This window comes from Pseudoclavibacter sp. AY1F1, assembly GCF_002931075.1.
Taxonomy (GTDB): Bacteria; Actinomycetota; Actinomycetes; order Actinomycetales; family Microbacteriaceae; genus Pseudoclavibacter.
The window spans coordinates 83091-105684 of sequence record NZ_PSTQ01000012.1 but is presented as its reverse complement, the minus strand read 5'-3'; the positions used below and the strand labels follow the sequence as shown (position 1 = coordinate 105684).

Here is a 22594-nt window from a genome sequence, read left to right as displayed (position 1 = left end):
GAGGTGCCCTGAGGCGCCCTGCGGCGACTTGCGGCTCAGACCTCGAAGAGGGTGTGCACGGGGCCGGCGACCTGCTGGCCGTCGAGCTCGACAAGCTCCATGAGGACGGCCGTGCCGACAAGCGTGTAGCCGAGTCGCTCGAGGAGCTGCTGGCCCGCGCGGAGGGTTCCGCCGGTGGCGAGGATATCGTCGACGAGCAGGACGCGGGTGCCGGCGGGCAGGTCCTGCGCAGCCTCCAGGCTGTCCGTCCCGTACTCGAGGTCGTACGTGATCGACGCCGCGGGACGGGGCAGTTTGCCTGCCTTCCGGATGGGGATGAGGCCGACCCCCGCCGCGTTCGCGATGGCCCCCGCGAGCAAGAACCCGCGGGCCTCGACGCCTGCAACGACATCGAAGGACCCGGCGAACGGGCTGAGCACGGCGTCGACGACGGCGCGGAGGGCGGGGCCGTCGGCGAAGAGCGGAGTGATGTCACGGAACTGGATGCCCGCTTCAGGGAAGTCCGGAATGGTCGCGATGAGCGACTCGGCGCGCACGAGCTCTAGGGTCACGCGTCAAGGATACGTGTGGCGTTCTTGCGAAGAGATGTCAGGGAACGCGGATGTATGCGCGACCGGCAGTCGCGCGATTGGGACCGGTGAGAACCCTTGATAAGTTTATCGACCCGACGGCTCGCTGATAAACTTATCAGCATGAGGACGCCACTCAGTTCACCATTCAGTCCAGGCTCCGATACTGTCCCGAGCGTCTGGGCTGGCCGTACAAAGCAGCTCAGCGATTGGCACGACGTCATCCGCCCACGACGTCTCGCGGGTATTCCCGAGCGTGGACGGACGATTCTCGGCGAGGCCGGCCTCGGCAAGTCCACGCTCGTCCGGCGCATCGCTGCGGATGCAGTTCAAGCTGGAGATTGGGTGACGCCACAACTGCGCATTCCGTCCGGGACGGATCCATTGAAGCGAGTCGCGACCGCACTCCTGGATCTGTCGCAAGCGGCTGGGCTCCCTCTCAAACGCGATCGGCAGCTCGGCGAACTCCTCGGGAAGGTGCAGCAACTCTCGGTGGCTGGCGTCTCGATGGCGACAAGGGAGGCGCGAGATCGCCCGGATGCCTACTCGGTGCTCACTGAGCTTCTGATCGAACTGGGCCGCGCCGCACGACGCCACGGCGACACCATGGTGCTCATCCACGTCGATGAGATGCAGAACATCAGTTCGCCGGACGTGCTCTCGCAGATGCTGATCGCATTCGGCGACGCACTCGTTCATGAAGAGCTGGAGTCGGTCCCGGGAGGGCGTCAGGTCGCGGTCGCTCTGCCGATTGCCGTGTACCTCACCGGGTTGCCCGAGTTCGCTGACATGGCTGGTGCGCGACAAGGTGCCACGTTTGCGAGACGATTCCAGACGACGATTCTCACGCCTATCGGCGACGAGGACTTCTCGGCTGCGCTGCAGCCGTTCGTCACTAAGGGCTGGCCAATTCTTACTCCCCAGGGGACCGAGGCGCGGATCTTCTTGGAACCCGATGCCCAGAGGTACATCGTGGAACTGAGCCAAGGAGAGCCCTTCCTCTTCCAGCTTGCCGGTCAGCAGGCCTGGTTCGCCGGGGTTGACACCGTCATCACCCGTGATGACGTACGCGCCGGGTGGGGTGAGGCGAGAGTCGAGGCTCTGTCACACGTGGAGCGAATCCTGGAGCGGTTACCGGAATCCGAACGTGCGTTCCTTCGAGCAATGGCTGAGCTGGAGCCGGACCAGCGGACAGCCACCTCGATCGCGCAGCGGCTGGGGTACGCATCGGCCACCCCCATAGGCCCGTCTGCTCAGCGCCTCGACACGAAGCGCGGCATCATCATTCGCGGCAAGCCATACGATTTTCGCCACCGAGCTGTCGGGGCGTACCTGACAAGCGACTGGCCTGATCTGGAGTGATGTTCGATGGGCAAGGGGGTCGGGTGCGCTTCTGCGCCATCATGGGCCCATAAACGACGAATGGCTCATGCGCATCCACGACACCGATCTCCTCGAGCGCGGTGAACGCGTGTTCGGCGCCGAGTTCGCCGCCATGAGCGTGCGGGTGCGTGAGGTCACCGCGATCACGATGCGCCTCAACGGCCTGCCGTTCGAGTTCGAGTCTGGCAAGCGCGACCTGCTCGGGCGGATCCTGGGCCGGCCGCTGCCGAGGAGCGCCACCGTGTATCCGCCGTTTCACACCGACCACGGACTGAACCTGGAGGTCGGGGAGCGGGTGTTCATCAACCAGGGATGCACTTTCCTCGACTATGCGGGCATCCGGCTCGGCGACGGGGTCATGGTGGGACCGAAAGTCACGTTCATCACGATGGGCCACCCCGTCGACCCGGAAGAGCGGCGGCACTTCCTGACGGGCGCGCCTATAAACGTTGCCGAGAACGTGTGGATCGGGGCGGGCGCGACGATCCTGCCCGGAGTGAGCGTAGGCCGGGACGCCGTCATCGCGGCAGGCATGGTTGTCGCCGACGACGTTCCGGCGGCGAGCCTCGTCGCGGGTCCCAAAGGCACGGTCCGCCGCACCTGGTGAGCGGCGCTGCGGGGCTCTGCGCGTCTCCTCGCCCTGCCTGCCTGCCTGTCTGCCGCGCTGCCCGCGCACCCGGTTGCGAGACGTGGGGGTTGCGCATCCGCTTTGCCGGATGTGCGTGCGCAAGTGCGAGGTCTGCGCTGGTGCTTGGGGCACACATGGGGGTTGTGCATGTGGGGCGGCCCGGAGAGGTGCGCGAGCCCCAGGTCTGCAGGGGAGGACGGGGCCAGGTGCCAGGTGCGGGGCGCTAGGCGCGGGGTGCGGTGGAGGCGCGGGCGACGAGCTCCGGCGTGAAGCGGATGTGCTCGGGGGTTGCCTTCGGGTCGCGGGCGGAGGCGACGAGCAGGTCCATGGCTTTCGAGCCGATGAGGTGCGCCGGCTGGTGGATGGAGCTGAGCGATGTTGACGCGAAGGCCGCGAAGTCGATGTCGTCGTAGCCGATGAGCGCGATGTTTTCCGGCACCGTCGCGTGGCTTGTGCCCTGCAGGCTCTGCAGGAGCCCGAGCGCAAGCATGTCGTTGGCCGCGAAGACCGCGTCAGGCAACTCCGCGCTGGATCGCTCGGCGAGGACGAGCCCCGCGCGCCTGCCCTCCGACATGGAGAGCGCATCCGTTGCCAGCACCTCGAGCGTCGCCCCGTCGACGTCGCTCACGGCGTCGCGGGCTCCCTCGAAACGGTCGGTGACCTGCTGGATCTCCATCGGGCCGCCGAGGAACACGATGCGCCGGTGCCCGGTCGCGAGGAGGTGCTCGACGGCGATGCGGCCGCCCGTGCGGTCATCGACGGCGACGGATGGGTAACGCTCGTCGGCGCTCTCGCGGTCGACGAGCACAACGGGCGTCCCGCGCTTGTGGAGGCGCTCGAGCTGGGGCATGTTCGCGGCCATGGGCGTGACGAGCACACCGAAGACGCGCTGCTCCTCGAAGAGGCCGAGGTGGGTGCGCTCGCGTTCCTCCTGCTCGTCGCTGTTGGCGACGAGGACGGAGAATCCCAGCTCGGCGGCGCGCTCCTCGGCGCCGCGGGCGACCTCGGTGAAGAACGGGTTCCGGAGGTCGAGGACGATGAGCCCAACTGTGCGACTTTCGCCGGCGCGCAGCTGCCTGGCGGCGTCGTTGCGCACGAACCCGAGCTCCTCGATGGCCGACTGCACTTTGTCGACAGTGGTCTTCGAGACCTTCTCCGGGTGGTTCAGCACGTTCGAGACCGTGCCAACGGAGACGCTTGCGAGTGTCGCGACGTCGCGCACGCTGACTGCCATGGGCCTCCTTTGGTGTACAGCGATGCTAGGCCACACCGCGGTAGCGGGGCGGGTGCCTCGCGCGGGCGCGGTAACTCGGGATGCCACGGCGCAGGCGGTGCTCAGTCCGTGCCGAGCAGACGCCAGATGTCGTCCCGGTTGATGGGGGAGTCCGAGAGCAGGATTCGCCAACGCCAGGTCGCGCTCTCACCGGCGCCGAGCATCCACTCTTCGTGGAAGAAGGGTGCTGCGCAGAGCATCGGGGTGGCGTCGTTGCGCACGAACCACGGGGCGGGGGAGACCGGGTTCTCCGGATGCGCGCCCATGACCACCGTCGCCCGGCCGGCGTCGAGGCCCAGCCAGGGAGCTTCCGCGCCGTGCACCACGGCATCCGGGTCGGTCTGCAGTAGAGGCGACAGCAGCCGCGCGCCGTCGAAGCTCCGGTGGAGCCGCAGGAACAGTCCGCCGTATCCGGCGTTCGGGCGGCCGGCGGTTGTGGGCGAGCCGAACGCGAGCCCGACGTCGCGGAGGTTCGTCCAGCTGCTCAGCACGTCGATGATGCCGACCGGGCTCCCGTGGACGTCGACGATGCTCGCGTCGAGCATCCGCTTTTCCCGCAGGAACGCGGAGCCGTCGGCCTCGCGCCACGTGAGGTGTGTGCCGTCGACGGTCTGCGAGCCGTTGTTGTCGAGCTGCGCGTAGCCGCGGTCGGGAACCCAGGTGACGCCGCCCCACAGGTTGGTGTCCTGTGCCGCGTCGCCGATGCGGATGTTCGCGACGGTCACGGAGAGGCCCCAGTGCCAGTCGTGGTCAGCCGGGCGGTAGTCGCTCACGACGGCGCCGCCCGGGGTGCGAACCGGATGCACGTACGGGCGGGGCGATTCGAGGGGGAGCGCCGTGGGATCGCTGAACACAACCGTGCCGAGGCCGGAGGGCAGCTCTTCGGTGGGAGCGGCGCTCATCGGGAACGCTCGTCTCGCACGCGCGCGGACATCGGCCCGCGCAGCTCGGCGGACTCCCGCACCTCGCGCAGACTGACCGCGGAACCCCGCTCGCTCGACGCGTAGAGGGCGGCGACGATCTCCATGGACCTTGCGGGGGCGGTGGCGACGGAGGGCAGCGGCCCATCCGCCGCGAGTGCCGGGTAGACGGCGTCGATGTAGGCGTCGTGACCGCTCGGCGTCTCCGATGCGGGGAAGGCCCAGTTGGCGGGCGCGTCCGTGCCCGGACGGGGCGTGATGCGCCAGTTGCCGTGCCCGTGCCCGTACAGGTGCTCGAGCTCGATCGTCGCGAGGTTGGTGTCGATGCGGATGGAGCTCTCTTGCCGAGGAGAGACGGCGCTTGTCATGGCCGTCGCGACGACGCCGGACTCGAAGCGCAGCACCGCCGTCGAGACGTCCTCCGTCTCGATGTCACGCGCGAGGCGCCAGGCTTGGCCGTGCACCTCGTCCACCTCGCCGAGCAGGTAGGCGAGCAGGTCGAGCTGGTGGATGCCGTGGCCGAGGGTCGTGCCACCGCCTTCGTTTGCCCAGGTGCCGCGCCAGGGCGCGGCGAAATACGCGTCGTCCCTGAACCAGAAGGTGTCGCAGCGCGCGAGGAGCGGACGCCCGAGATCGCCTGAGTCGAGGAGGCGTTTGACGTGCGCCGCCGCGGTGCCGGTGCGCTGCTGGAAGACCACGGCGAGCTGGCGGCCGGCGGCGTCTGCTGCGGCGACCATGCGGTCGACGTCCCGGAGGGTGAGGGCGGGCGGCTTCTCGACCACCACGTGGGCGCCTCGCGCAAACGCCTCCTCGGCCTGGACTGCGTGGCCGGCTGGCGGCGTGCAGAGGTGGACGACGTCGACGTCGAGGTCGGGCAGCGAGGTGCTGGAGAACGAGATGCCGTACTTCGCTGCGAAGGTGGCCGCCCTCGCGGCGTCAACGTCGACCGCGACAACAACCTCAGCGTCGTTCCGCGCCGCGATCGCCTCGGCGTGCAGCCGCGCGACGTCGCCCGTACCGATGATGGCCGCGCGCATTCTCGTCATGGTGTCCTCGTTCCGTTGTGATGCAGTCTCGCTGATGTCCGCAGTCGGGTGCCCGGGTGCCGGTCGAGGCCGCCCCCAGGGTGGGGACGGCCTCGGTCAGGGCTGAGCCGGGCTCGGGTCAGTCGTGGGTCTCGATGTCCTTGCCACGAGTCTCCGGAGTGAGCAGCGTCGCGAGAGCAGAGACGGTCGCGATGGCGAGGGTGAGTCCGCCGACGACCAGCGGCACGTTGTCCGACCCTGGCGGGGCCACGAAGGTGAAGATCGAGGGCAGGAAGGCCACGATCATGAGGCCGACGTTCTGGGAGATCGCGAAGCCGGTGACTCGCGTCTGTGTCGGGAACAGTTCCTGGAAGAACGTCGCGAAGGTCGCGTTCCACATCTGGAAGAGCACACCCATCATGAGGATCGCGAGGACGATCGTCAGCACGAGGTTGCCGGACTGGATGGCGGAGAGGTACCCGATCGCGACGAGTCCGGAGCCGAACGATCCGACGATCATGAGCGTCCGTCGCCCGATCTTGTCGGAGAGCATCCCGAAGACGGGGATGACGATGACCGCCGCGACGTTGGCGATGAGCGGCACCCACAGGAAGGTGGATGCTGGCATCGCGACCCCGTAGGCCTCCTGCGTGGCGAAGCTCGTGCCGAAGACGAGCGTCGTGACGCCTGCGACGTTGGCGAGGGTCATGAGGATGGCGCGGAAGACGGTCCAGCCGTTGTTCTTGAAGAGCTCGACAACGGGTGCCTGGCGGTTCTGCGCCTGCTGCACGGCGAGCGAGCGGGTGTAGGCCGGCGGCTCTTCGACGTGCTTGCGGATGAGGAACCCGGCGAGCACAACAAACGCGCTGAGCATGAACGGGATGCGCCAGCCCCACTCGAGGAAGGCTTCGTCGGTGAGCACTGCGGTGAGGGGGATGAACACGGCGGTCGCGATGATCGAGCCGGCCTGCGTGCCCTGGAGTCCGAAGCTCGCGAAGAACCCTCGTCTGCCGGCTGGGGCGTGCTCGACGATCATGGCGCTTGCGCCGCCGAGCTCTCCGGCGACTGCGAAGCCCTGGATGAGGCGCAGGAACACGAGGATCAGGGGCGCCCAGAGGCCGATCTGGTCGTAGGTGGGCAGGAAGCCGACGGCGAGTGTCGAGAGGCCCATGAGCAGCATCGCGATGACGAGGACGTTCTTGCGGCCGTGCTTGTCGCCCCAGTTGCCGAGTACGATCGCGCCGATGGGGCGTGCGACGTAGCCGACCGCGTAGGTGGCGAGCGACGAGATGAGGGCGACCGTGGGGTCGCCGGTCGGGAAGAAGACGACGGGGAAGACCAGGGCCGCCGCCTGCGAGTAGAGCGTGAAGTCGTAGTACTCGAGGACGCTGCCGATCCAGCCGCTGAGCGCGGCTTTGCGCGGGGTCTTGCCCTCGTTCTCCTGTGACGCCACGGTGGTGTCACTCTGTGTTCTCGTCATTGAAAATCCTCGTCATCTTTGACCATGTTAGATGTCCCGCTCGAAGCGGGTAAGCGCTTTCCACTCTGCCACCGGTCCTGAAACGTGTCAAGCACGGGGTGCGCTGAGTTTCCGACGTCGGCTATTCCGAGCGCGGCGGCCGCCGTGTCGAGCGCCACAGGAGCGCGGCCGCGATCACGACGGCGACGCCGATCGCCGTCTCGAGAACCCGGGCCCACAGCAGCGAGAGGTCGGGCTGCGGGTGCGCGAAGTCGAGCATGACCAAGGCGAGCGGTGTGACGAACACGAGGGCCAGGCCGTAGTTGCGCACGACAAACAGCTCGGCGCACATCTGCAGGACGCAGATGGCCGCGATCGTGGCAAGCGGCGGCAGGTCGACGGCCATGATCAGCCACGCCACGGCCACCCCGGCGACGGTTCCAGTGAGGCGGTGGCCGGCACGCACCAGCTGCTCGTCCGGGCCCGAGGTGGCGAGCGCGGCCGCGGCAGCGACCATGGCCCAGTACGGGTAGTCCAAGCCGAAGGTGGTTGGGATGAGCCCGGCGACGCCCACGAGGATGCCGCCGACAATCGCATCCCGCGCTCGGAGCCTGTCGGGCTGTATGGGGCTGGCGGATGCTCGTGCCCGTCGCTCGAAGGCGCGCGTCGACGGGCGGGCCAGGCCCGCGACCCCGACGAGCAGTGCAAATGAGGCAGACGCGGCGGCGGTGGCCGCGGCGAGGAGCGCATCCGTCATGCCGCCAGGGATCGATGCCGTCGCTGTGAGCGCGAAGACGGGGAAGAGTGCGCCCGTCGGCTTCCACGCGAAGCGCTGCGCAGCTCCGGTGATGACCGCCGCGTAGACGGCGGTCGCGGGCAGGACAAGCCACTCGCGGTGCTCGGAGAGGCTCACGGCCGCCCCGATGCTGACGGCCCCGACCATCCCGATGGCGACGCCGGTCTGCAGGCGGGCGCGGATCAGGTGCGAGTGGCTGCGTGCGTAGAACGAGACGAAGGCGCCGAAGGTCGAGTAGAGGGCGAGCTCGACGTGGCCGATGCCCCACAGGATCAGGAGTGGGACGCCGACGGAGATCCCGGCGCGGATGGCGACCCGGTGGGCGCCGTTGTGTGGGCCGAGCTCGAAGAGGCGCCGCGGATGTGGCAGGTCGGCCATCGGGTGGGTGCGTGTCATGAGCCTGTCGTGTCTTCTGAGATTGGGAATGCGCTTTCCGACGATACTGGATGCGCGTTTCGCCTGTGCTGACGCGGATCGGGCGCGGCACGCGCTGTCTCGGTTGCGCAAGAACCGCCGAGCGCGCTTGACACGATTCATCCCTACTCGTAATCTGGTGCCACTGAAACGATTCAATCGAGTTCGGTGTGCACAGCCTCCGCTGTCAGCCGAAGCCCGTGAATCCAGTTCCCGAAGCCGTGGACGACGTCGTTCGGCCCGGGAGCGCATCCGCAACCGACCAACGAAGGCGACGAACCGTGAGCATCCTCTCCGCAGACCAGCTTGCAGCGCTCGAAGGACAGGGCATCGAGCTCCCGTCCTGGGCGTTCGGCAACTCAGGCACCCGATTCAAGGTGTTCCAGACGGCAGGCACGCCGCGCGACCCGTTCGAGAAGATCTCCGATGCGGCACAGGTCAACAAGTACACCGCGCTTGCCCCCAGCGTGGCCCTGCACATCCCGTGGGACGTCGTCGACGACTTCGCCGCCCTCCGCAAGCACGCTGAAGACCTCGGCGTCGAGCTCGGCACGATCAACTCGAACACGTTCCAGGACGACGACTACAAGTTCGGCGCCCTCACGCACGAAGACGCCGCAGTGCGTCGCAAGGCCATCGACCACCACCTGCGCTGCATCGACGTCATGGACGAGACGGGCTCGCGCGACCTGAAGATCTGGCTCGCCGAGGGCTCCAACTACCCGGGCCAGGCCGACCTGCGCGGCCGTCAGGATCGCCTGCACGACTCGCTGCAGGAGATCTACGCCCGCATCGGCGACGACCAGCGCCTCGTGCTCGAGTACAAGTTCTTCGAGCCGGCTTTCTACCACACGGACGTTCCGGACTGGGGCACGAGCTACGTGCAGGTCGCAGCCCTCGGCGACAAGGCCATGGTCTGCCTCGACACGGGCCACCACGCGCCTGGCACGAACATCGAGTTCATCGTCATGCAGCTGCTGCGCCTCGGCCGCCTCGGCTCGTTCGACTTCAACTCGCGCTTCTACGCCGACGACGACCTCATCGTCGGCTCGGCCGACCCGTTCCAGCTGTTCCGCATCCTCGCCGAGGTCATCCGCGGCGGCGGCCTGAACAACCCAGACGTGGCTTTCATGCTCGACCAGTGCCACAACGTCGAGTCGAAGATCCAGGGCCAGATGCGCTCCGTCCTCAACGTGCAGGAGATGACGGCGCGAGCGCTGCTCATCGACAAGGAAGCCCTCACGGCGGCCCAGAAGTCCGGCGACGTGCTCGTCGCCCACGAGGTCTACATGGACGCGTTCTCGACCGACGTTCGCCCCGCCCTCGCCGAGTGGCGCGAGTCGCGCGGTTTGCCCGCGAACCCGCTCGCCGCGTTCCGTGCATCCGGATACGAGCAGCAGGTCGCCGAGGAACGCGTCGGCGGCGTCCAGGCAAGCTGGGGCGCGTAAGCGTCACCCGCCAACGACCTCACGACTTCACGACCTCACGAGCCTCGAAGGAACTGACATGACGAACCCAGCAGCAGCCGACCTCATCTCGCGCAGCAACCGCCTCGGCGAAGACCCGAAGAACACGAACTACGCGGGTGGCAACACCTCCGCGAAGGGCACCGAGACCGACCCCGTGACGGGTGAGCCCGTCGAGCTGCTCTGGGTGAAGGGTTCGGGCGGAGACCTCGGAACGCTCACCGAGCAGGGCCTCGCTGTGCTCCGCCTCGACCGTTTCCGTGCGCTCACGAACGTCTACCCTGGCGTCGAGCGCGAGGACGAGATGGTCGCGGCCTTCGACTTCTGCCTCCACGGCAAGGGCGGGGCCGCCCCATCCATCGACACGGCAATGCACGGCCTGGTGGATGCGGCGCACGTCGACCACCTGCACCCCGACTCCGGCATCGCGATCGCGACGGCGGCCGACGGGGAAGAGCTGACGGCGAAGATCTTCGGCGACAAGGTCGTCTGGGTGCCATGGCGCCGCCCCGGCTTCCAGCTCGGCCTGGACATCGCGAACATCAAGGACGAGAACCCGCAGGCCATCGGCTGCATCCTCGGCGGCCACGGCATCACTGCCTGGGGCGACACGTCGGAAGAGTCGGAGCGCAACTCGCTCTGGATCATCGACACTGCAGCGGCATACATCGATGCACACGGCAAGGCCGACCCGTTCGGCGGCGTCGTGAGCGGCTTCGAGGCGCTCCCCGCCGACGAGCGCCGTGCACGTGCGGCGGCCCTCGCACCGTCGATCCGCGCCGTCGCGTCGCACGACGCCCCGATGATCGGGCACTTCACCGACGACGAGCGCGTGCTCGACTTCCTCGCGAGCGAGAAGCTCGCCGAGCTCGCCGCCCTCGGCACGAGCTGCCCAGACCACTTCCTGCGCACCAAGGTCAAGCCGCTCGTGCTCGACCTGCCGACCACGGCATCCGTCGAGGAGCAGCTCGCCCGCCTTGAGGAGCTGCACGCGGCCTACCGCGCCGACTACAAGGCCTACTACGACAGGTTCGCGACGGCCGAGTCGCCCGCCATCCGCGGCGCCGACCCGCTCATCGTGCTCGTCCCAGGCGTCGGCATGTTCTCGTATGGCAAGAACAAGCAGACCGCCCGCGTCGCCGGTGAGTTCTACTTGAACGCGATCAACGTGATGCGCGGCGCCGAGGCGCTCTCGAGCTACTCCCCGATCTCGGACGAGGAGAAGTTCCGCATCGAGTACTGGGCGCTCGAGGAGGCGAAGTTGCAGCGGATGCCGAAGCCGAAGACGCACCAGGGGCGCATCGCGTTCGTCACGGGTGCAGCCTCCGGTATCGGCAAGGCCATCGCGACCCGCCTCGCGGCTGAGGGTGCGTGCGTCGTCGTCGCCGACCTCGATCTCGAAAAGGCGCAGGCCGCGGCGGCCGAACTCGGAGGCACCGACGTCGCGATCGGCGTCGCTGCGAACGTCGCGGACGCTGCTGGCGTGCAGGCCGCGATCGACGCGACGCTCCTCGCGTTCGGCGGCATCGACCTCGTCGTCAACAACGCCGGCCTCTCGCTCTCCAAGCCCCTGCTCGAGACCACCGAGAAGGACTGGGACCTGCAGCACGACGTCATGGCGAAGGGCTCCTTCCTCGTGTCGAAGGCCGCCGCCAAGGCGCTCATCGAGCAGAAGCTCGGCGGCGACGTCATCTACATCTCCTCGAAGAACTCCGTCTTCGCCGGCCCGAACAACATCGCCTACTCGGCGACGAAGGCCGACCAGGCCCACCAGGTCCGCCTCCTCGCGGTCGAGCTCGGCGAGCACGGAATCCGCGTCAACGGCATCAACCCCGACGGCGTCGTGCGCGGCTCCGGCATCTTCGCGGCAGGCTGGGGCGCCAACCGCGCCGCGACCTACGGTGTGAAGGAAGAGGACCTCGGCCAGTACTACGCCAACCGCACCATCCTCAAGCGCGAGGTCGTGCCAGAGAACGTCGCCGACGCGGTGTACGTCCTCACGGGCCCGGAGCTCACGCGCACGACCGGCCTGCACATCCCCGTCGACTCGGGTGTCGCAGCAGCCTTCCTGCGATGACGGACGCTGCAACGCAGGGTTCGGTCGCCGGCGGCCGAGGCGGGGCGGATGCGCCTCGCACAGTCGCGGCCGTCGACCTGGGCGCCACGAGCGGTCGCGTCATCACGGGCACGATCACGGATGGCGTGCTCACGATGCGCCACGAGGCGCGTTTCCCGAACAACCCGGTGCGCACGCGCGACGGGCTGCACTGGAACCTGCTTGGCCTCTACCAGCACGTCCTCGACGGGCTGGCGGCGGCAGAACGGGATGCGCCAGGGCAGATCGCGAGCATCGGCATCGACTCGTGGGCCGTCGACTACGCGCTCCTGCGCGAGGGCCGCGTCCTCGGCGTGCCCTACGCGTACCGCGACGAGCGGACCGCGCGGGGAGTCGAGGCCGTGCACGCCATCGTCTCGCCGGAGGAGCTGTACCGCCGCAACGGCCTCCAGCACCTGCCGTTCAACACGGTCTTCCAGCTGGCGACCGACGGCGAGCTGCTTGGCCTCGCCGAGCAGATGCTGCTCCTGCCCGACCTGCTCGCCTACTGGCTGACGGGCGCGCAGGTCGCCGAGCGCACCAACGCATCCACGACCGGTCTGCTTCGCGCCGACACTCGCGCGTGGGATGTGGAGCTCGCCGAGCAGGTCGGCGTGCCCGCACGCATCCTGCCGCACCTCGTCGACCCCGGCGCCGTGCTCGGCTCGCTCGAAGGCGAGGCGGCGCGGGTTGTCGGGCGTGACATCGACGTGGTCGCGGTCGGCTCGCACGACACGGCATCCGCGATCGTCGCGATCCCCAACGTGGGCCGCGACTTCGCATACATCTCGTGTGGCACGTGGGGCCTCGTGGGCCTCGAGCTCGACGAGGCGGTCGTCACCGACGCCGCCCGCGAGGCGAACTTCACGAACGAGGGCGGCGTCGACGGCCGCGTGCGCTTCCTGCACAACGTCATGGGCCTGTGGCTGCTGTCCGAATCGCAGCGGCACTGGGAGCCGGCAGCGACGGATGCGCAGCGCTCGAGCACCCTCCAGCAGCTGCTCGCCGACGCGGCACAAGTCTCCGGAGACGTGCCGATCTTCGACGTCAACGACCCGGTCTTCATGGCACCAGGGGACATCCCGGGGCGCATCGCCTCCTGGCTCACCGAGCGTGGCCTCGAAGCGCCGACCAGTCCCGCCGGGATCGTCCGCTCCATCGTGGAGAGCCTCGCGCAAGCATTCGCCGACGCCGTCGCGACGGCATCGAACCTGGCCGAGCATCCCGTGAACGTCATCCACATCGTCGGCGGTGGCTCGCAGAACGCGCTCCTCTGCCAGGCGACGGCCGACAGATCGGGGATGCCCGTACTCGCGGGTCCCGTCGAGGCGACCGCCATGGGTAACCTGCTTGTGCAGGCACGCGCGCACGGCTGGATCCCCGACAGTCTCTCCGAGATCCGTTCCATCGTCGCCAGATCGACGCAGATCATCCGCTACGACCCGAAGATCACCCGATAGAAGCAAAGGCAGCTGCCCCATGGTGAAACGTCAAGCCCCCAAGCCCCTCGAGCTGCTCGAGCTCATGCAGTTCAAGAAGCCCGACCTCAACGGCCGTCGCCGCCGACTCAACTCGGCGCTGACGATCGAGGACCTGCGGCGCATCGCGAAGCGACGCACGCCGAAGGCGGCCTTCGACTACACCGACGGCGCCGCCGAGGGTGAGCTGTCGCTGCGCCGCGCGCGCACCGCGTTCCGGGACGTCGAGTTCAACCCGTCCGTGCTGCGTGACGTCGCGAACGTCGACACGTCGAGCACCGTGCTCGGCGGGCCGATGGCGATGCCGTTCGCGATCGCCCCGACCGGGTTCACTCGCCTCATGCAGACCGAGGGCGAGACGGCCGGAGCCGGGGCTGCCGCGGCCGCGGGCATCCCCTTCACCCTGTCGACGCTCGGCACCACGACCATCGAAGAGGTCGCGAAGGTCAACCCGAACGGCCGCAACTGGTTCCAGCTGTACGTCATGAAGGACCGCTCGATCTCCTACGGGCTCGTCGAGCGCGCCGCGAAAGCCGGCTTCGACACGCTCCACTTCACGGTCGACACCCCAGTCGCCGGCGCGCGCCTGCGCGACAAGCGCAACGGCTTCTCCATCCCGCCGCAGCTCACGGTCGGCACGATCATCAACGCCATCCCGCGCCCCTGGTGGTGGATCGACTTCCTCACGACCCCAAAGCTCGAGTTCGCGTCGCTCGCGACGACGGGCGGGACAGTCGGTGAGCTGCTCGACTCGGCCATGGACCCGACGATCAACTTCGAGGACCTCAAGGTCATCCGCGAGATGTGGCCGGGCAAGATCGTCATCAAGGGCGTGCAGAACCTCGAGGACTCGAAGACGTTTGCCGACCTCGGCGTCGACGGCATCGTCCTCTCCAACCACGGCGGGCGGCAGCTGGATCGGGCTCCGATCCCCTTCCACCTGCTCCCCGCCGTCGCACGCGAGGTCGGGAAGGACCTCGAGATCGGCGTCGACACCGGCATCATGAACGGTGCAGACATCGTCGCGTCCGTCGCGCTCGGCGCGAACTTCACGATGATCGGCCGCGCCTACCTGTACGGCCTCATGGCAGGCGGGCGCGAAGGCGTCGACCGCACCATCGCGATCCTCTCCGACGAGATCATCCGCACCATGAAGCTCCTCGGTGCTCACTCGCTTGAGGAACTGAACCCGTCGCACGTCACGCAGCTGAAGCGCTACGTGCCGACGTCGTTCATCGAAGCGGCCCCCGACCGCGCGTAGTTCCGGCAGGCCCATCCTGCTGTCATTGCGCGCCCGAGAGGGCTGAGGCTGGTGAGGCCTCGCGCGAACCGGCGGATGCGCCCGCCGATTGCGCAACGCTCACGCAAGAAATTGTGGCACTGTGCTGCTCCCGCTCCGGGGAACAGCACGGTGCCACAACTCTTGGGCTGTGCTGGCCGCTGAGCTGGCCGCTGTGCTGGCCGCTGTGCTGGCCGCCGGTCAAATTTATGGGTTTCGCCAACCGGTGATGGGAAAATTCCCATCACCGGTTGGCGGAACCCATCACGCTGTTCTGGCGGAACCCATCACCGGTTGATGAAACCCATCAGAGTCGAAACTGCGTTGCGCGGCGCTGGTGGAGGTTGCTTCGGCACTTATCCCCGCGCGTCGAGGAGCGCGGTCACGACCGTGACGACACCCTGCTCCTGGTTGGAGGGCGCGAGGTACTTCGAGATCTCCTTGACCTCGGGATGCGCGCCCGCCATCGCGTAGGACCGCTCGGCCTCGGCGAACATCTCGACATCGTTGAAGAAATCGCCGAAGACCGCAGTCTGCGCGGCAGTGACGCCGAGGCGCTCCTGCAGCTGACGCACGGCGAGACCCTTGTTAGCCTCCGGCGGCATGATGTCCATCCAGTGGTGACCCGATACGACGACCCGATGGGACTCCCGCAGCTCATCAACCTCAGCGGCGGCCCCGGTCTCGACCTCAGCGAAGTCGTAGACGGCGATCTTCACGTACTCGTCGTCGGTGTCGAGCACGTCGTCAACGATCGTGAGCGCCTCGTAGTAGTTGCGGGCCTCGGCGATGAACACGTCGTCGCCACGCTCGATATACGCCGACTTCTTGCCGCACAGCACGACCCCGAGGTCGTGGCCCGCCTCGATGAGGCCGCGCAGCAGCGCGATGGCCTGCCGGATGAACGACTCGTCGAGGGTCATCGAGCTCACCTCCTCGCCATCGCGCACCACGAAGGTGCCGTTTTCGGCGATGAACGACATGCCGTCGGAGTCGCGCTCGAAGAGCTTCGCGAGGGTCGCGTACTGGCGCCCGCTGGCAGGGACGAACTCGACGCCGGCCTCGCGCATCCGCTTCAGGAGAGCCCAGAACGCGTCAGGAACCGTGTGGTCGTCGAGCAGCAGCGTGCCGTCCATGTCGGCGACGACAAGACGTACGTCGTTGCCCGCAAGCGAGGTCTCATAGTGGCGGTCGGCGGTCTCGAGCACGGTGTCTGCCATGCGGACCAGCCTACGAGAGCTTGCGGAGCGCAGCTCCCTTGTGCGCGGCCTTCGCCCCAGTCTTCTCCGACTCGATGAGGTACGCCGGTTCGTCGGGGGAGGCGGTGAACTTCTGCCCGTCGAACTGGAAGTCCTTGGTCTTCTTCTCGATGATCTTGCCCTGCGTGCGCCCCTGCGAGGTGTTCCAGCTCACACGATCACCCGTGCTGAAGTCTGCGGTCACGGTGTCTCCTCGCTGCTGCTGCTGCTGCGGCTGCTGCCGCCGCTGCTGCTGTTGTCGTTCGGGCTGTCGTCGTAGGCGTCGGCCCGGGTTTTCGGCTTCGGTCCGCGGTAGGCGATGACCGTGAACACCAGGCCGAGCGCGAACCAGACGATCCAGATACTGCCGTCGTTGCCGAGGTCGATGAGGGCGACGATGTAGAAGGCGATCGCCACCCACACGTAGGTGTTCAGCATCAGCTTCTTCATGCGCGCATCCTGCCTTCCCGCGCTGGATGCGCGATGGATGCGCATCCGGCGCGGAAGGGCAGGTGTGTCAGCTCGCGTCGGAGATCGCGGAGCTGACGGCGGTGGGGGCGTCGTAGTCGCCCTCTGGGATGGCTTCGAGGGCCTGCAGCACGTTGTCGTCGGCACCGGCGTCTCGTGCCGACTCGAGGATCGTCTCCTTGCTTGCCGGGTAGTCGATGCCGCCGAGGTACTTCTGCACCTGGATGGGGTTCGGTGTCTCGCTCATGATGCGTTCCTTTCTTGGTGGGGCGCCGGGCGGCGCTGGTCGGTTGCGAAGACGATGTCGGTCGCGTCGACGCGTCGGTCGACGATGGTCGTCGGGGCTTCGAGGTGCACGGCGCCGCTCGGGAGGAGTCCGGCGCCGCCGGCGAGCTCCATGACCTGCCATTGGGCGGCGACGTCTTCACCGGCATGGGCGGTCGGCAGCGAGGGCCAGAATCTGAATGCGCCGGCTTGGTCGAGCGTCGCCCGGTCGAAGAGGACGCAGCCGCCGACCCAGGCGACGCGGTAGGCGAGCTGCTCGTCGTCGGAGAGTCCGAGCTCGGCGGCGTGATGCAGGAGGTTCGCGGCGTTGTGCAGCGTCCAGCGTTCGAACTCGGGGGTGCCGGGACGTACCCGTTCCGGCCGCACACCCTCGTCTCCCCATGCCGCGAACGGGGCCCGTTCCGCGGGTCGGTTGTCGTCCAGGTAGGAGAGCCCCTGGACGGCGCATCCGATGAAGCCGCAGCGTTGACGGATGAGGTGGCGCTCATGCGCGCGAGTGTCCCCGGTTCGAGCCAGACGTCGTCGTCGAGGTAGAGCACCTGCGGGGACGAGGCGCGCTCGAACAGGAACTGGCGCTGCTCGGCCATGCCGCGCCTCGGCAGGTGGCGGTGCACGACCACGTCGCGTCCTTGTGCTTCGAGCACGCGCAGCATCGCGGAGACGGCAGGGGCGGCCGTGGCGGGGAGGGCTTCCGACTGGTCGCTGATGATGACGCGGAACGGCGGGTCGTCCTGCGCGGCGAGCCCCGCGAGCGTCGTGGCGAGCTCCGCGGTGCGGCCGGCGGTGGGGATGAGCACGTCCACGGTCGGGCTGGTCGGGTCCGGCGCGCGCGGCGCGGCCCAGCGCGCGGAGCCGCGCCTGCTGCCGTGCGCCGACGTGGTGGCGGTCGTGGACGCGGTTGTGGTGGCAGGTGAGGTCGTGGTCACGCGGTCCCGCCCTTCGTCGGGGACGGATGCTGCTCGCTGGCCCTGATGCGCCCGAAGAGCTGCGATGTGGAGTGCGTCTCGATGTAGTCGAGGATCTCGATCTCACCGCCGACGGCCCTGATGGCTGCGGTCTCGGTGAGCATCTCCGGCGTGTAGTCGCCGCCTTTGACGTACACGTCGGGGCGGAGCCTCCTGATGAGGGTGTCGGCGGTGTCGTCGTCGAAGATGAGCACGTAGTCGACACAGGCGAGCTCGGCCAGCAGTGTCGCGCGATCGGCGGCCGAGTTGATGGGCCGGTCCGCGCCTTTGAGGCGTCGCACCGAGCTGTCGCTGTTGACGGCCACGACGAGCACGTCACCGAGTCGTCGAGCCTGCCGCAGGTGGGTGGTGTGGCCGCGGTGCAGCACGTCGAAGCATCCGTTGGTGAAGACGATGCGCTCGCCCGCGGCTCGGTGACCCTCGAGGAGGGCCGCGAGATCGTCGAGTGCGATGGTCGCGTCGCCGGCCTCGTTCACCGAGCTGCGGAGCTCGTCGAGGGTGCATACGCAGGTGCCGGACTTGCGGACGGCGATGTCCGCGGCCTGCTGTCCGAGTTCGGCGGCGATCTCGAGGGGGAGGCCTGCGGCGCTGGCGATCGTGACGGCTGCGACGAAGACGTCACCGGCCCCTGACGCCTGCTTCTCGGAGACGGGGTGCGCGTGGGTCCGGTGCGGTTCGGTCCCTTGCCGGAGCAGGAGGGTGCCGCTGCGGTCGAGCGTGACGATGATGCCGGATGCGCCGGTTCGTTGGAAGAGGGTCGTGGCGTTGGCGAGGACCTGGGCGACGCGGGCTTCCCCGTCGCCGAGGCTGGTGCCGATGACGGCGGCCGATTCCGCAGCGTTCGGGGTGACGATGTCCGGTGGCAGCGCTCGCCACCGAGTGGGGTCGTGGGCGTCGACGACGCGGAGCTTCGGCCGAGGGTGGCGGGCGAGCTGCTCGATCGTGCCGGCGGTGAAGATGGCGGAGCCGTAGTCGCAGAACAGCTGCGCGTCGGCGAGCACGCTCGCGTCGAGTGTCGCGTCGAGGAGGGCGTCGAGCTCGCGCTGTGGCCATGCGTCGACCTGGCCGTCGTCGAGGCGCACGAGGAGCTGGTCGTCGACCGAGACCCGGACTTTCGTGGTGGTGCGGGCCGCGCTGACGGGTCGCAGGCGGGACACGTCGACGCCCGCGTCCGCGAGGCGCTCCCGCAACAGGGTTCCCGCATCGTCATCGCCGACGAGCCCCACGGCGAGGACTTCCGCGCCGAGGGCCGCGAGGTTGAGTGCCGTGTTCGCGGCACCGCCGGGGGTGTGCGTGCGGGTGTCGACGTCCACGACTGGGGCTGGCGCTTCGCGTGCGATGCGCTGCGTGTGCCCGCTCCACCACCCGTCGAGGAGGTAGTCGCCGATGACGGCGACCGTGGGGTTCCGGTCCGAGATGTCGCGCACGGCCGATGCGAGCCTCACGGTCATCGACGGACCGCCGATTCGACGTGCACGACCTTCACGGTCGTCATCTCATCGAGCAGCTCCGGCCCGTACCCGAAGCCCGAACCGCTGCGCCCTCGAGGTTCGGCGGATCCGCCCGGTGCTCCGCCGAAGACCGCGTTCACCTTGACGGTGCCGACGGGGAGCGCGTCGACGGCGAGTGCGGCGTTGGCCATGCTGTCCGTCAGCACGGTCGCCTGCAGCCCGTAGCTGTCGTCGGCGGCTCGCCGCAGCGCTTCCTCGAAGCTGTCGACGACCATGACCGGGGCGACCGGCCCGAACGTCTCCTCGCTGAAGAGCGGCATGGAGGGGTGGAGGCCGGTGAGCACTGTCGCCGGGTAGTGCGCGCCGGGACCGTCCGGGATGTCACCGCCTTCGAGGATCCGCGCGCCCTCGTTCGCGGATGCTCGCACCTGCTCTTGCACCTCCGCTCGCATCCGCTCGTCGACGAGGGGGGCGAGTGCGCCCTCCTCGTTGCGCTTGCGGGCTTCAGCGGTGAGGGCCGTGAGGAACTCGTCGGCGAGGTCCCGGTGCACGAAGATGCGCTCGACGGCCGTGCAGATCTGGCCGCTGTTGGTGAACGCGCCGATGGCGGCCTGGGATGCGGCCCAGCGGGGGTCGACGTCGGCGTCGACGACGAGGGCGTCGTTGCCGCCGTTCTCGCGGATGAGGTGCGCGCCGGTGAGCGCCGTGACCCTCGCGATGCGCTCACCGGCGGCGGTCGAGCCGACGTGCGCGACGATCTCGACGCCTGGGGCGGTGATGAGTGTCTCACCGACCTCCCCCGCACCGGTCAGCACCTGCAGGACATGCAGGGGGAAGCAGTCGCTCAGAATCTCCACGAGGCGCAAGCCAAGGTGCGGGCAGCGTTCGCTCGGCTTGGAGATGACGACGTTGCCGGTGACGAGGGCGGCTCCGATGAGGCCGGCGGTCACGGCGATGGGGTCGTTCCATGGGGTGATGACGGCGGCGATCCCGCGGGGCTCGGCACGGGTCAGGTCGATGGAGCCGAGGGCACCGCGCAGGCTCCTGCCTCGGTGGAGTGGGCCGAGCTCCGCGTACTGGCGCAGGGTGTCGACCGCTGCGCGGATACCGCCGAGGGATGCGCCGCGGAGGCGGCCGTTCTCGCGCTGCTCGAGATCCGCGAGCTCCTCGGCGTGCTCGTCGAGAAGGGTGGCCGCCGCGCGGGTGACGACGGCGCGCACCTGGTCGGCGCCGTCGGTGGCGAGACTGCCGACCGTGCTGCCGTCGCGTGGGTCGGTGATCGTCAGTCGCGCGTGGTCCGCGCGGAATCGACTGGGTGCTGCTGATGAGGGGGTCACTGCGTTCTCCGTGGCTCGTGGTCTCGTGCTGGTGAGGTCGCGTCCCTTCCCTTCTACGTGAGTCACCTTGGGAAAATTGCCCCCTTGACACGATCGGGGGAGGGAGCATTGAGGCATGTCTGCGATCGCCCCTCCAGCTCCCCGGTTCGATGACGTCCGAAAGATCGCCGTGCTGCGCGCCGGCGGTCTCGGGGACGTGCTGTTCGCTTTGCCCGCCATGCAGGCGCTCGCCTCGGCGTACCCGGATGCGGAGGTCACGCTGCTGGGGACGCGGCTCGCGAAGGAGCTCCTCGAGGATCGTCCTGGCGCGCCGCATCGCGTGGTCGTGCTCCCACCGGTGCCTGGGGTCGGCGTGGACCCGGACGCGGTCGTCGACTCGGCGGAGGTGGCTCGCTTTCTGGAGGCGCAGCGCGCCGAACGGTATGACCTGGCCGTGCAGGTGCACGGCGGCGGCAGGTACTCGAACCCGTTCCTGCTCGCGCTCGGGGCCAGGCACACGATCGGCACCCGCACGTCGGACGCGGCGCAGTTGGAGCGCAACCTCGAGTACGTCTACTACCAGCACGAGATGCTGCGGGCCCTCGAGGTGGCGGGTCTCGCAGGTGCCCCGGCCGTCGCCCTCGAGCCCGAGCTGGCGGTCTCCGAGGGTGAGCTCGCGCGGGGAAGAGTCGTCCGTGGTGCCGGTGCGCCGACCGTGGTCGTGCATCCCGGGGCCACGGACCCGCGTCGACGGTGGCCGACGGAGAAGTTCGGCGAGATCGCTGCGCTGCTCGCTCGTCGAGGCGTCCGGGTCGTGCTCGTCGGCGAGGGAGAGGATGCGGCACTCGCCGCCGACATCATCCGCATGGCGGGTCAGGATCTCGATGACGCCGCCCGTCGTCTGCTGGTGGACTGCTCCGCGCAGCTCACCCTCTCGGAGCTGGCTGGGGTCTTCGCCTCCTGCGATGTGGTGCTCGGCAACGACAGTGGGCCGCGGCATCTCGCGCTCGCGGTCGGCGCGCGGACCGTCGGCATCTTCTGGTTCGGGAATCTCATCAACGCCGGACCGCTGGGCCGGGGCAGGCACCGGGCGCTGCTCTCCTGGGTGACTGCCTGCCCGGTGTGCGGGCGCGACTCGACGCAGGTCGGCTGGACGGCGCCGCGCTGCGAGCACGACGTGTCGTTCGTCGCCGACGTGGCGGTCGAGGAGGTGCTCGCCGAGGTGCTGTCGCTGCTGGGGGCCGCTCGCTCCGGACGACGCTCCGACTAGAGGAGCGAGAGATGAGCAGTGGACGATTAGACGACTACGGCGATCAACTGACCGACGAACGGGAACTTTGCGACGTCCCGATCGGCGCCATCGAGCGCATCGGGTCGCGCCGCCGCTCCGCGACGTGGCGGGTGCAGGAGTCGGCCTGACGCCCCTTCGGCGAGCGACTCTGCCCTCCGGGTGCAGACTCACATTCGGTTCGGGTGAGGGTGGGAGACTGCCGCCATGACTGAGCAGACTCCCCACCTCGTGACACTCGACCTGACGGACGAGGACCGCCACGCGGTCCTCGTCAGCGCGCTCCAGGACTACGCCGATGCGGCCCTCGACAGCGTCGAGCGCGAGGAGAGCACCACTGCCGAACGCGACCACTTCCAGATCGTCGCGACCACCGCGCAGGGGCTGGTCGACGAGATCATGGCCGCCGGCGGGCATGCCGCCCCGGTCGCAGCCCCTGACCTGTCCTCGAGCTGACGCCACGGTCGCCCTGCCGACGCCGACATCCGATCACAGCTCAGGGGCACCTGAGCCGTAGCCGGCCTCGCGCTCACGGGCCTCGCGGGCGTCGTTCTCCAACTCCTGCTGGCGCCTCTCCTTCCGGCCGCTGGAGTAGCTGGAGAAGCCGACAGCCGTGACGCACACTCCAGTGGCCGCATTCAGCCAGCTGGCGTTGCCCGTCACCAGGAGCACGGCGGAGACGATCGTGAAGACCAGGCCAACTATGAACAGGACCAGCCCGAAGGTTCCGGCGTTCCGCTTGCTCTCATTGCGCATGGACTGCATGGTCGGCACTGTAGTGGCCTCTTCCTAAAGCTC

23 protein-coding genes and 1 pseudogene are annotated in these 22594 nt (G+C 68.6%); 9 read left to right on the top strand and 15 right to left on the bottom strand.

Annotated elements, in window-relative coordinates; all coding sequences use genetic code 11:
• Positions 1-35: 35 nt before the first annotated feature.
• Entirely contained in the window at positions 36-551 is a 516-nt protein-coding gene (locus C5B85_RS15835; RefSeq protein ID WP_104286974.1) for an adenine phosphoribosyltransferase, read from the bottom strand.
• A gap of 141 nt (positions 552-692) precedes the next feature.
• Here C5B85_RS15835 and C5B85_RS15830 point away from each other — a divergent pair, with 141 nt between their 5' ends.
• Together C5B85_RS15830 and C5B85_RS15825 are read left to right on the top strand one after the other, a co-directional pair.
• Positions 693-1931: an ATP-binding protein gene (locus C5B85_RS15830; protein WP_104286973.1), complete on the top strand. Its 1239-nt coding sequence runs from the start codon at positions 693-695 to the stop codon at positions 1929-1931.
• A 67-nt stretch (positions 1932-1998) separates the two neighbouring features.
• Positions 1999-2559 (top strand): sugar O-acetyltransferase, encoded by a 561-nt coding sequence (locus C5B85_RS15825; RefSeq protein ID WP_104286972.1) that lies wholly within the window; start codon positions 1999-2001, stop codon positions 2557-2559.
• 244 nt (positions 2560-2803) lie between these two features.
• On the opposite strand, the gene C5B85_RS15820 is transcribed toward C5B85_RS15825, so the two are convergent.
• The 5 genes from C5B85_RS15820 to C5B85_RS15800 all read right to left on the bottom strand — a co-directional run bounded on the left by C5B85_RS15820 (position 2804) and on the right by C5B85_RS15800 (position 8449).
• Complete coding sequence (locus C5B85_RS15820) at positions 2804-3814, bottom strand: LacI family DNA-binding transcriptional regulator (RefSeq protein WP_104286971.1); 1011 nt, start codon at positions 3812-3814, stop codon at positions 2804-2806.
• Positions 3815-3915: 101 nt separating this feature from the next.
• Positions 3916-4755: a DUF6807 family protein gene (locus C5B85_RS15815; RefSeq protein ID WP_104286970.1), complete on the bottom strand. Its 840-nt coding sequence runs from the start codon at positions 4753-4755 to the stop codon at positions 3916-3918.
• Positions 4752-5819 carry a Gfo/Idh/MocA family protein gene (locus C5B85_RS15810; protein ID WP_104286969.1) on the bottom strand — a complete coding sequence of 356 codons (1068 nt, stop codon included), beginning with the start codon at positions 5817-5819 and terminating at the stop codon, positions 4752-4754. The genes C5B85_RS15815 and C5B85_RS15810 overlap by 4 nt, the downstream gene beginning before the upstream one ends.
• A 118-nt stretch (positions 5820-5937) precedes the next feature.
• Entirely contained in the window at positions 5938-7278 is a 1341-nt protein-coding gene (locus C5B85_RS15805) for an MFS transporter (protein WP_104286968.1), read from the bottom strand.
• Positions 7279-7399: 121 nt separating this feature from the next.
• Positions 7400-8449, bottom strand: a complete 1050-nt coding sequence (locus tag C5B85_RS15800) for an FUSC family protein (RefSeq protein ID WP_146077985.1) — start codon at positions 8447-8449, stop codon at positions 7400-7402.
• A gap of 299 nt (positions 8450-8748) precedes the next feature.
• Here C5B85_RS15800 and rhaI point away from each other — a divergent pair, with 299 nt between their 5' ends.
• Genes rhaI through C5B85_RS15780 form a run of 4 tightly spaced genes read left to right on the top strand, consistent with a single transcriptional unit; the run spans position 8749 to position 14767 of the window.
• The gene (rhaI, locus tag C5B85_RS15795; RefSeq protein ID WP_104286966.1) at positions 8749-9915 is read left to right on the top strand and encodes an L-rhamnose isomerase; all 1167 of its coding nucleotides are present in this window, start codon (positions 8749-8751) and stop codon (positions 9913-9915) included.
• Between the two features lie 58 nt (positions 9916-9973).
• Positions 9974-12010: a bifunctional aldolase/short-chain dehydrogenase gene (locus tag C5B85_RS15790; RefSeq protein WP_104286965.1), complete on the top strand. Its 2037-nt coding sequence runs from the start codon at positions 9974-9976 to the stop codon at positions 12008-12010.
• The gene (locus C5B85_RS15785; protein WP_104286964.1) at positions 12007-13488 is read left to right on the top strand and encodes a rhamnulokinase family protein; all 1482 of its coding nucleotides are present in this window, start codon (positions 12007-12009) and stop codon (positions 13486-13488) included. Before C5B85_RS15790 ends, C5B85_RS15785 begins: the two co-directional genes overlap by 4 nt.
• 19 nt (positions 13489-13507) lie before the next feature.
• Complete coding sequence (locus C5B85_RS15780) at positions 13508-14767, top strand: alpha-hydroxy acid oxidase (RefSeq protein WP_068495301.1); 1260 nt, start codon at positions 13508-13510, stop codon at positions 14765-14767.
• Positions 14768-15141: 374 nt separating this feature from the next.
• Here the strand turns inward: C5B85_RS15780 and C5B85_RS15775 are convergent, their stop codons facing one another.
• The 8 genes and pseudogenes from C5B85_RS15775 to C5B85_RS15745 all read right to left on the bottom strand — a co-directional run bounded on the left by C5B85_RS15775 (position 15142) and on the right by C5B85_RS15745 (position 20529).
• Positions 15142-16005, bottom strand: a complete 864-nt coding sequence (locus C5B85_RS15775; RefSeq protein WP_104286963.1) for a Cof-type HAD-IIB family hydrolase — start codon at positions 16003-16005, stop codon at positions 15142-15144.
• 10 nt (positions 16006-16015) lie between these two features.
• The gene (locus tag C5B85_RS15770; RefSeq protein WP_104286962.1) at positions 16016-16228 is read right to left on the bottom strand and encodes a DUF2945 domain-containing protein; all 213 of its coding nucleotides are present in this window, start codon (positions 16226-16228) and stop codon (positions 16016-16018) included.
• A complete protein-coding gene (locus C5B85_RS15765; RefSeq protein WP_104286961.1) occupies positions 16225-16473 on the bottom strand; it encodes a hypothetical protein in 249 nt (82 codons plus the stop codon). Before C5B85_RS15765 ends, C5B85_RS15770 begins: the two co-directional genes overlap by 4 nt.
• Positions 16474-16540: 67 nt before the next feature.
• The gene (locus C5B85_RS15760; protein ID WP_104286960.1) at positions 16541-16738 is read right to left on the bottom strand and encodes a DUF2795 domain-containing protein; all 198 of its coding nucleotides are present in this window, start codon (positions 16736-16738) and stop codon (positions 16541-16543) included.
• Positions 16735-17142, bottom strand: a complete 408-nt coding sequence (locus C5B85_RS19620) for a hypothetical protein (protein WP_258070850.1) — start codon at positions 17140-17142, stop codon at positions 16735-16737. The genes C5B85_RS15760 and C5B85_RS19620 overlap by 4 nt, the downstream gene beginning before the upstream one ends.
• Positions 17143-17315: 173 nt before the next feature.
• Positions 17316-17573 (bottom strand): annotated as a pseudogene (locus tag C5B85_RS19615) (glycosyltransferase family A protein); the annotation flags it as partial.
• A 125-nt stretch (positions 17574-17698) separates the two neighbouring features.
• Positions 17699-19192: a D-glycero-beta-D-manno-heptose 1-phosphate adenylyltransferase gene (gene rfaE2 / locus C5B85_RS15750; protein ID WP_104286959.1), complete on the bottom strand. Its 1494-nt coding sequence runs from the start codon at positions 19190-19192 to the stop codon at positions 17699-17701.
• Complete coding sequence (locus tag C5B85_RS15745) at positions 19189-20529, bottom strand: aldehyde dehydrogenase (protein ID WP_258070849.1); 1341 nt, start codon at positions 20527-20529, stop codon at positions 19189-19191. Before C5B85_RS15745 ends, rfaE2 begins: the two co-directional genes overlap by 4 nt.
• 115 nt (positions 20530-20644) lie before the next feature.
• Between C5B85_RS15745 and C5B85_RS15740 the strand changes: the two genes are divergently transcribed.
• The 3 genes from C5B85_RS15740 (at position 20645) to C5B85_RS15735 (ending at position 22252) form a co-directional block, all read left to right on the top strand.
• Complete coding sequence (locus C5B85_RS15740; RefSeq protein WP_104286957.1) at positions 20645-21778, top strand: glycosyltransferase family 9 protein; 1134 nt, start codon at positions 20645-20647, stop codon at positions 21776-21778.
• Between the two features lie 11 nt (positions 21779-21789).
• Positions 21790-21927, top strand: coding sequence for a hypothetical protein (locus C5B85_RS19290; protein ID WP_181064469.1), 138 nt, complete (start codon positions 21790-21792; stop codon positions 21925-21927).
• Positions 21928-22003: 76 nt separating this feature from the next.
• Positions 22004-22252, top strand: coding sequence for a hypothetical protein (locus tag C5B85_RS15735; protein WP_104254691.1), 249 nt, complete (start codon positions 22004-22006; stop codon positions 22250-22252).
• A gap of 33 nt (positions 22253-22285) precedes the next feature.
• Here C5B85_RS15735 and C5B85_RS15730 read toward each other — a convergent pair whose 3' ends face one another.
• Entirely contained in the window at positions 22286-22552 is a 267-nt protein-coding gene (locus C5B85_RS15730; protein ID WP_146077984.1) for a hypothetical protein, read from the bottom strand.
• Between the last annotated feature and the right edge of the window lie 42 nt (positions 22553-22594).

Excerpts from the sequence above, each read along its gene's own strand:
- C5B85_RS15810 (WP_104286969.1), bottom strand. The coding sequence starts at position 5,819 with ATGACGAGAATGCGCGCGGCCATCATCGGTACGGGCGACGTCGCGCGG.
- C5B85_RS15790 (WP_104286965.1), top strand. The coding sequence starts at position 9,974 with ATGACGAACCCAGCAGCAGCCGACCTCATCTCGCGCAGCAACCGCCTC.
- C5B85_RS19290 (WP_181064469.1), top strand. The coding sequence starts at position 21,790 with ATGAGCAGTGGACGATTAGACGACTACGGCGATCAACTGACCGACGAA.
- C5B85_RS15760 (WP_104286960.1), bottom strand. The coding sequence starts at position 16,738 with ATGAGCGAGACACCGAACCCCATCCAGGTGCAGAAGTACCTCGGCGGC.
- C5B85_RS15740 (WP_104286957.1), top strand. The coding sequence starts at position 20,645 with ATGTCTGCGATCGCCCCTCCAGCTCCCCGGTTCGATGACGTCCGAAAG.
- C5B85_RS15815 (WP_104286970.1), bottom strand. The coding sequence starts at position 4,755 with ATGAGCGCCGCTCCCACCGAAGAGCTGCCCTCCGGCCTCGGCACGGTT.
- rfaE2 (WP_104286959.1), bottom strand. The coding sequence starts at position 19,192 with ATGACCGTGAGGCTCGCATCGGCCGTGCGCGACATCTCGGACCGGAAC.
- C5B85_RS15825 (WP_104286972.1), top strand. The coding sequence starts at position 1,999 with ATGCGCATCCACGACACCGATCTCCTCGAGCGCGGTGAACGCGTGTTC.
- C5B85_RS15775 (WP_104286963.1), bottom strand. The coding sequence starts at position 16,005 with ATGGCAGACACCGTGCTCGAGACCGCCGACCGCCACTATGAGACCTCG.
- C5B85_RS15780 (WP_068495301.1), top strand. The coding sequence starts at position 13,508 with ATGGTGAAACGTCAAGCCCCCAAGCCCCTCGAGCTGCTCGAGCTCATG.
- C5B85_RS15820 (WP_104286971.1), bottom strand. The coding sequence starts at position 3,814 with ATGGCAGTCAGCGTGCGCGACGTCGCGACACTCGCAAGCGTCTCCGTT.
- C5B85_RS15730 (WP_146077984.1), bottom strand. The coding sequence starts at position 22,552 with ATGCGCAATGAGAGCAAGCGGAACGCCGGAACCTTCGGGCTGGTCCTG.
- C5B85_RS15785 (WP_104286964.1), top strand. The coding sequence starts at position 12,007 with ATGACGGACGCTGCAACGCAGGGTTCGGTCGCCGGCGGCCGAGGCGGG.
- C5B85_RS15800 (WP_146077985.1), bottom strand. The coding sequence starts at position 8,449 with ATGACACGCACCCACCCGATGGCCGACCTGCCACATCCGCGGCGCCTC.
- C5B85_RS15765 (WP_104286961.1), bottom strand. The coding sequence starts at position 16,473 with ATGAAGAAGCTGATGCTGAACACCTACGTGTGGGTGGCGATCGCCTTC.
- C5B85_RS15735 (WP_104254691.1), top strand. The coding sequence starts at position 22,004 with ATGACTGAGCAGACTCCCCACCTCGTGACACTCGACCTGACGGACGAG.
- C5B85_RS15805 (WP_104286968.1), bottom strand. The coding sequence starts at position 7,278 with ATGACGAGAACACAGAGTGACACCACCGTGGCGTCACAGGAGAACGAG.
- C5B85_RS15830 (WP_104286973.1), top strand. The coding sequence starts at position 693 with ATGAGGACGCCACTCAGTTCACCATTCAGTCCAGGCTCCGATACTGTC.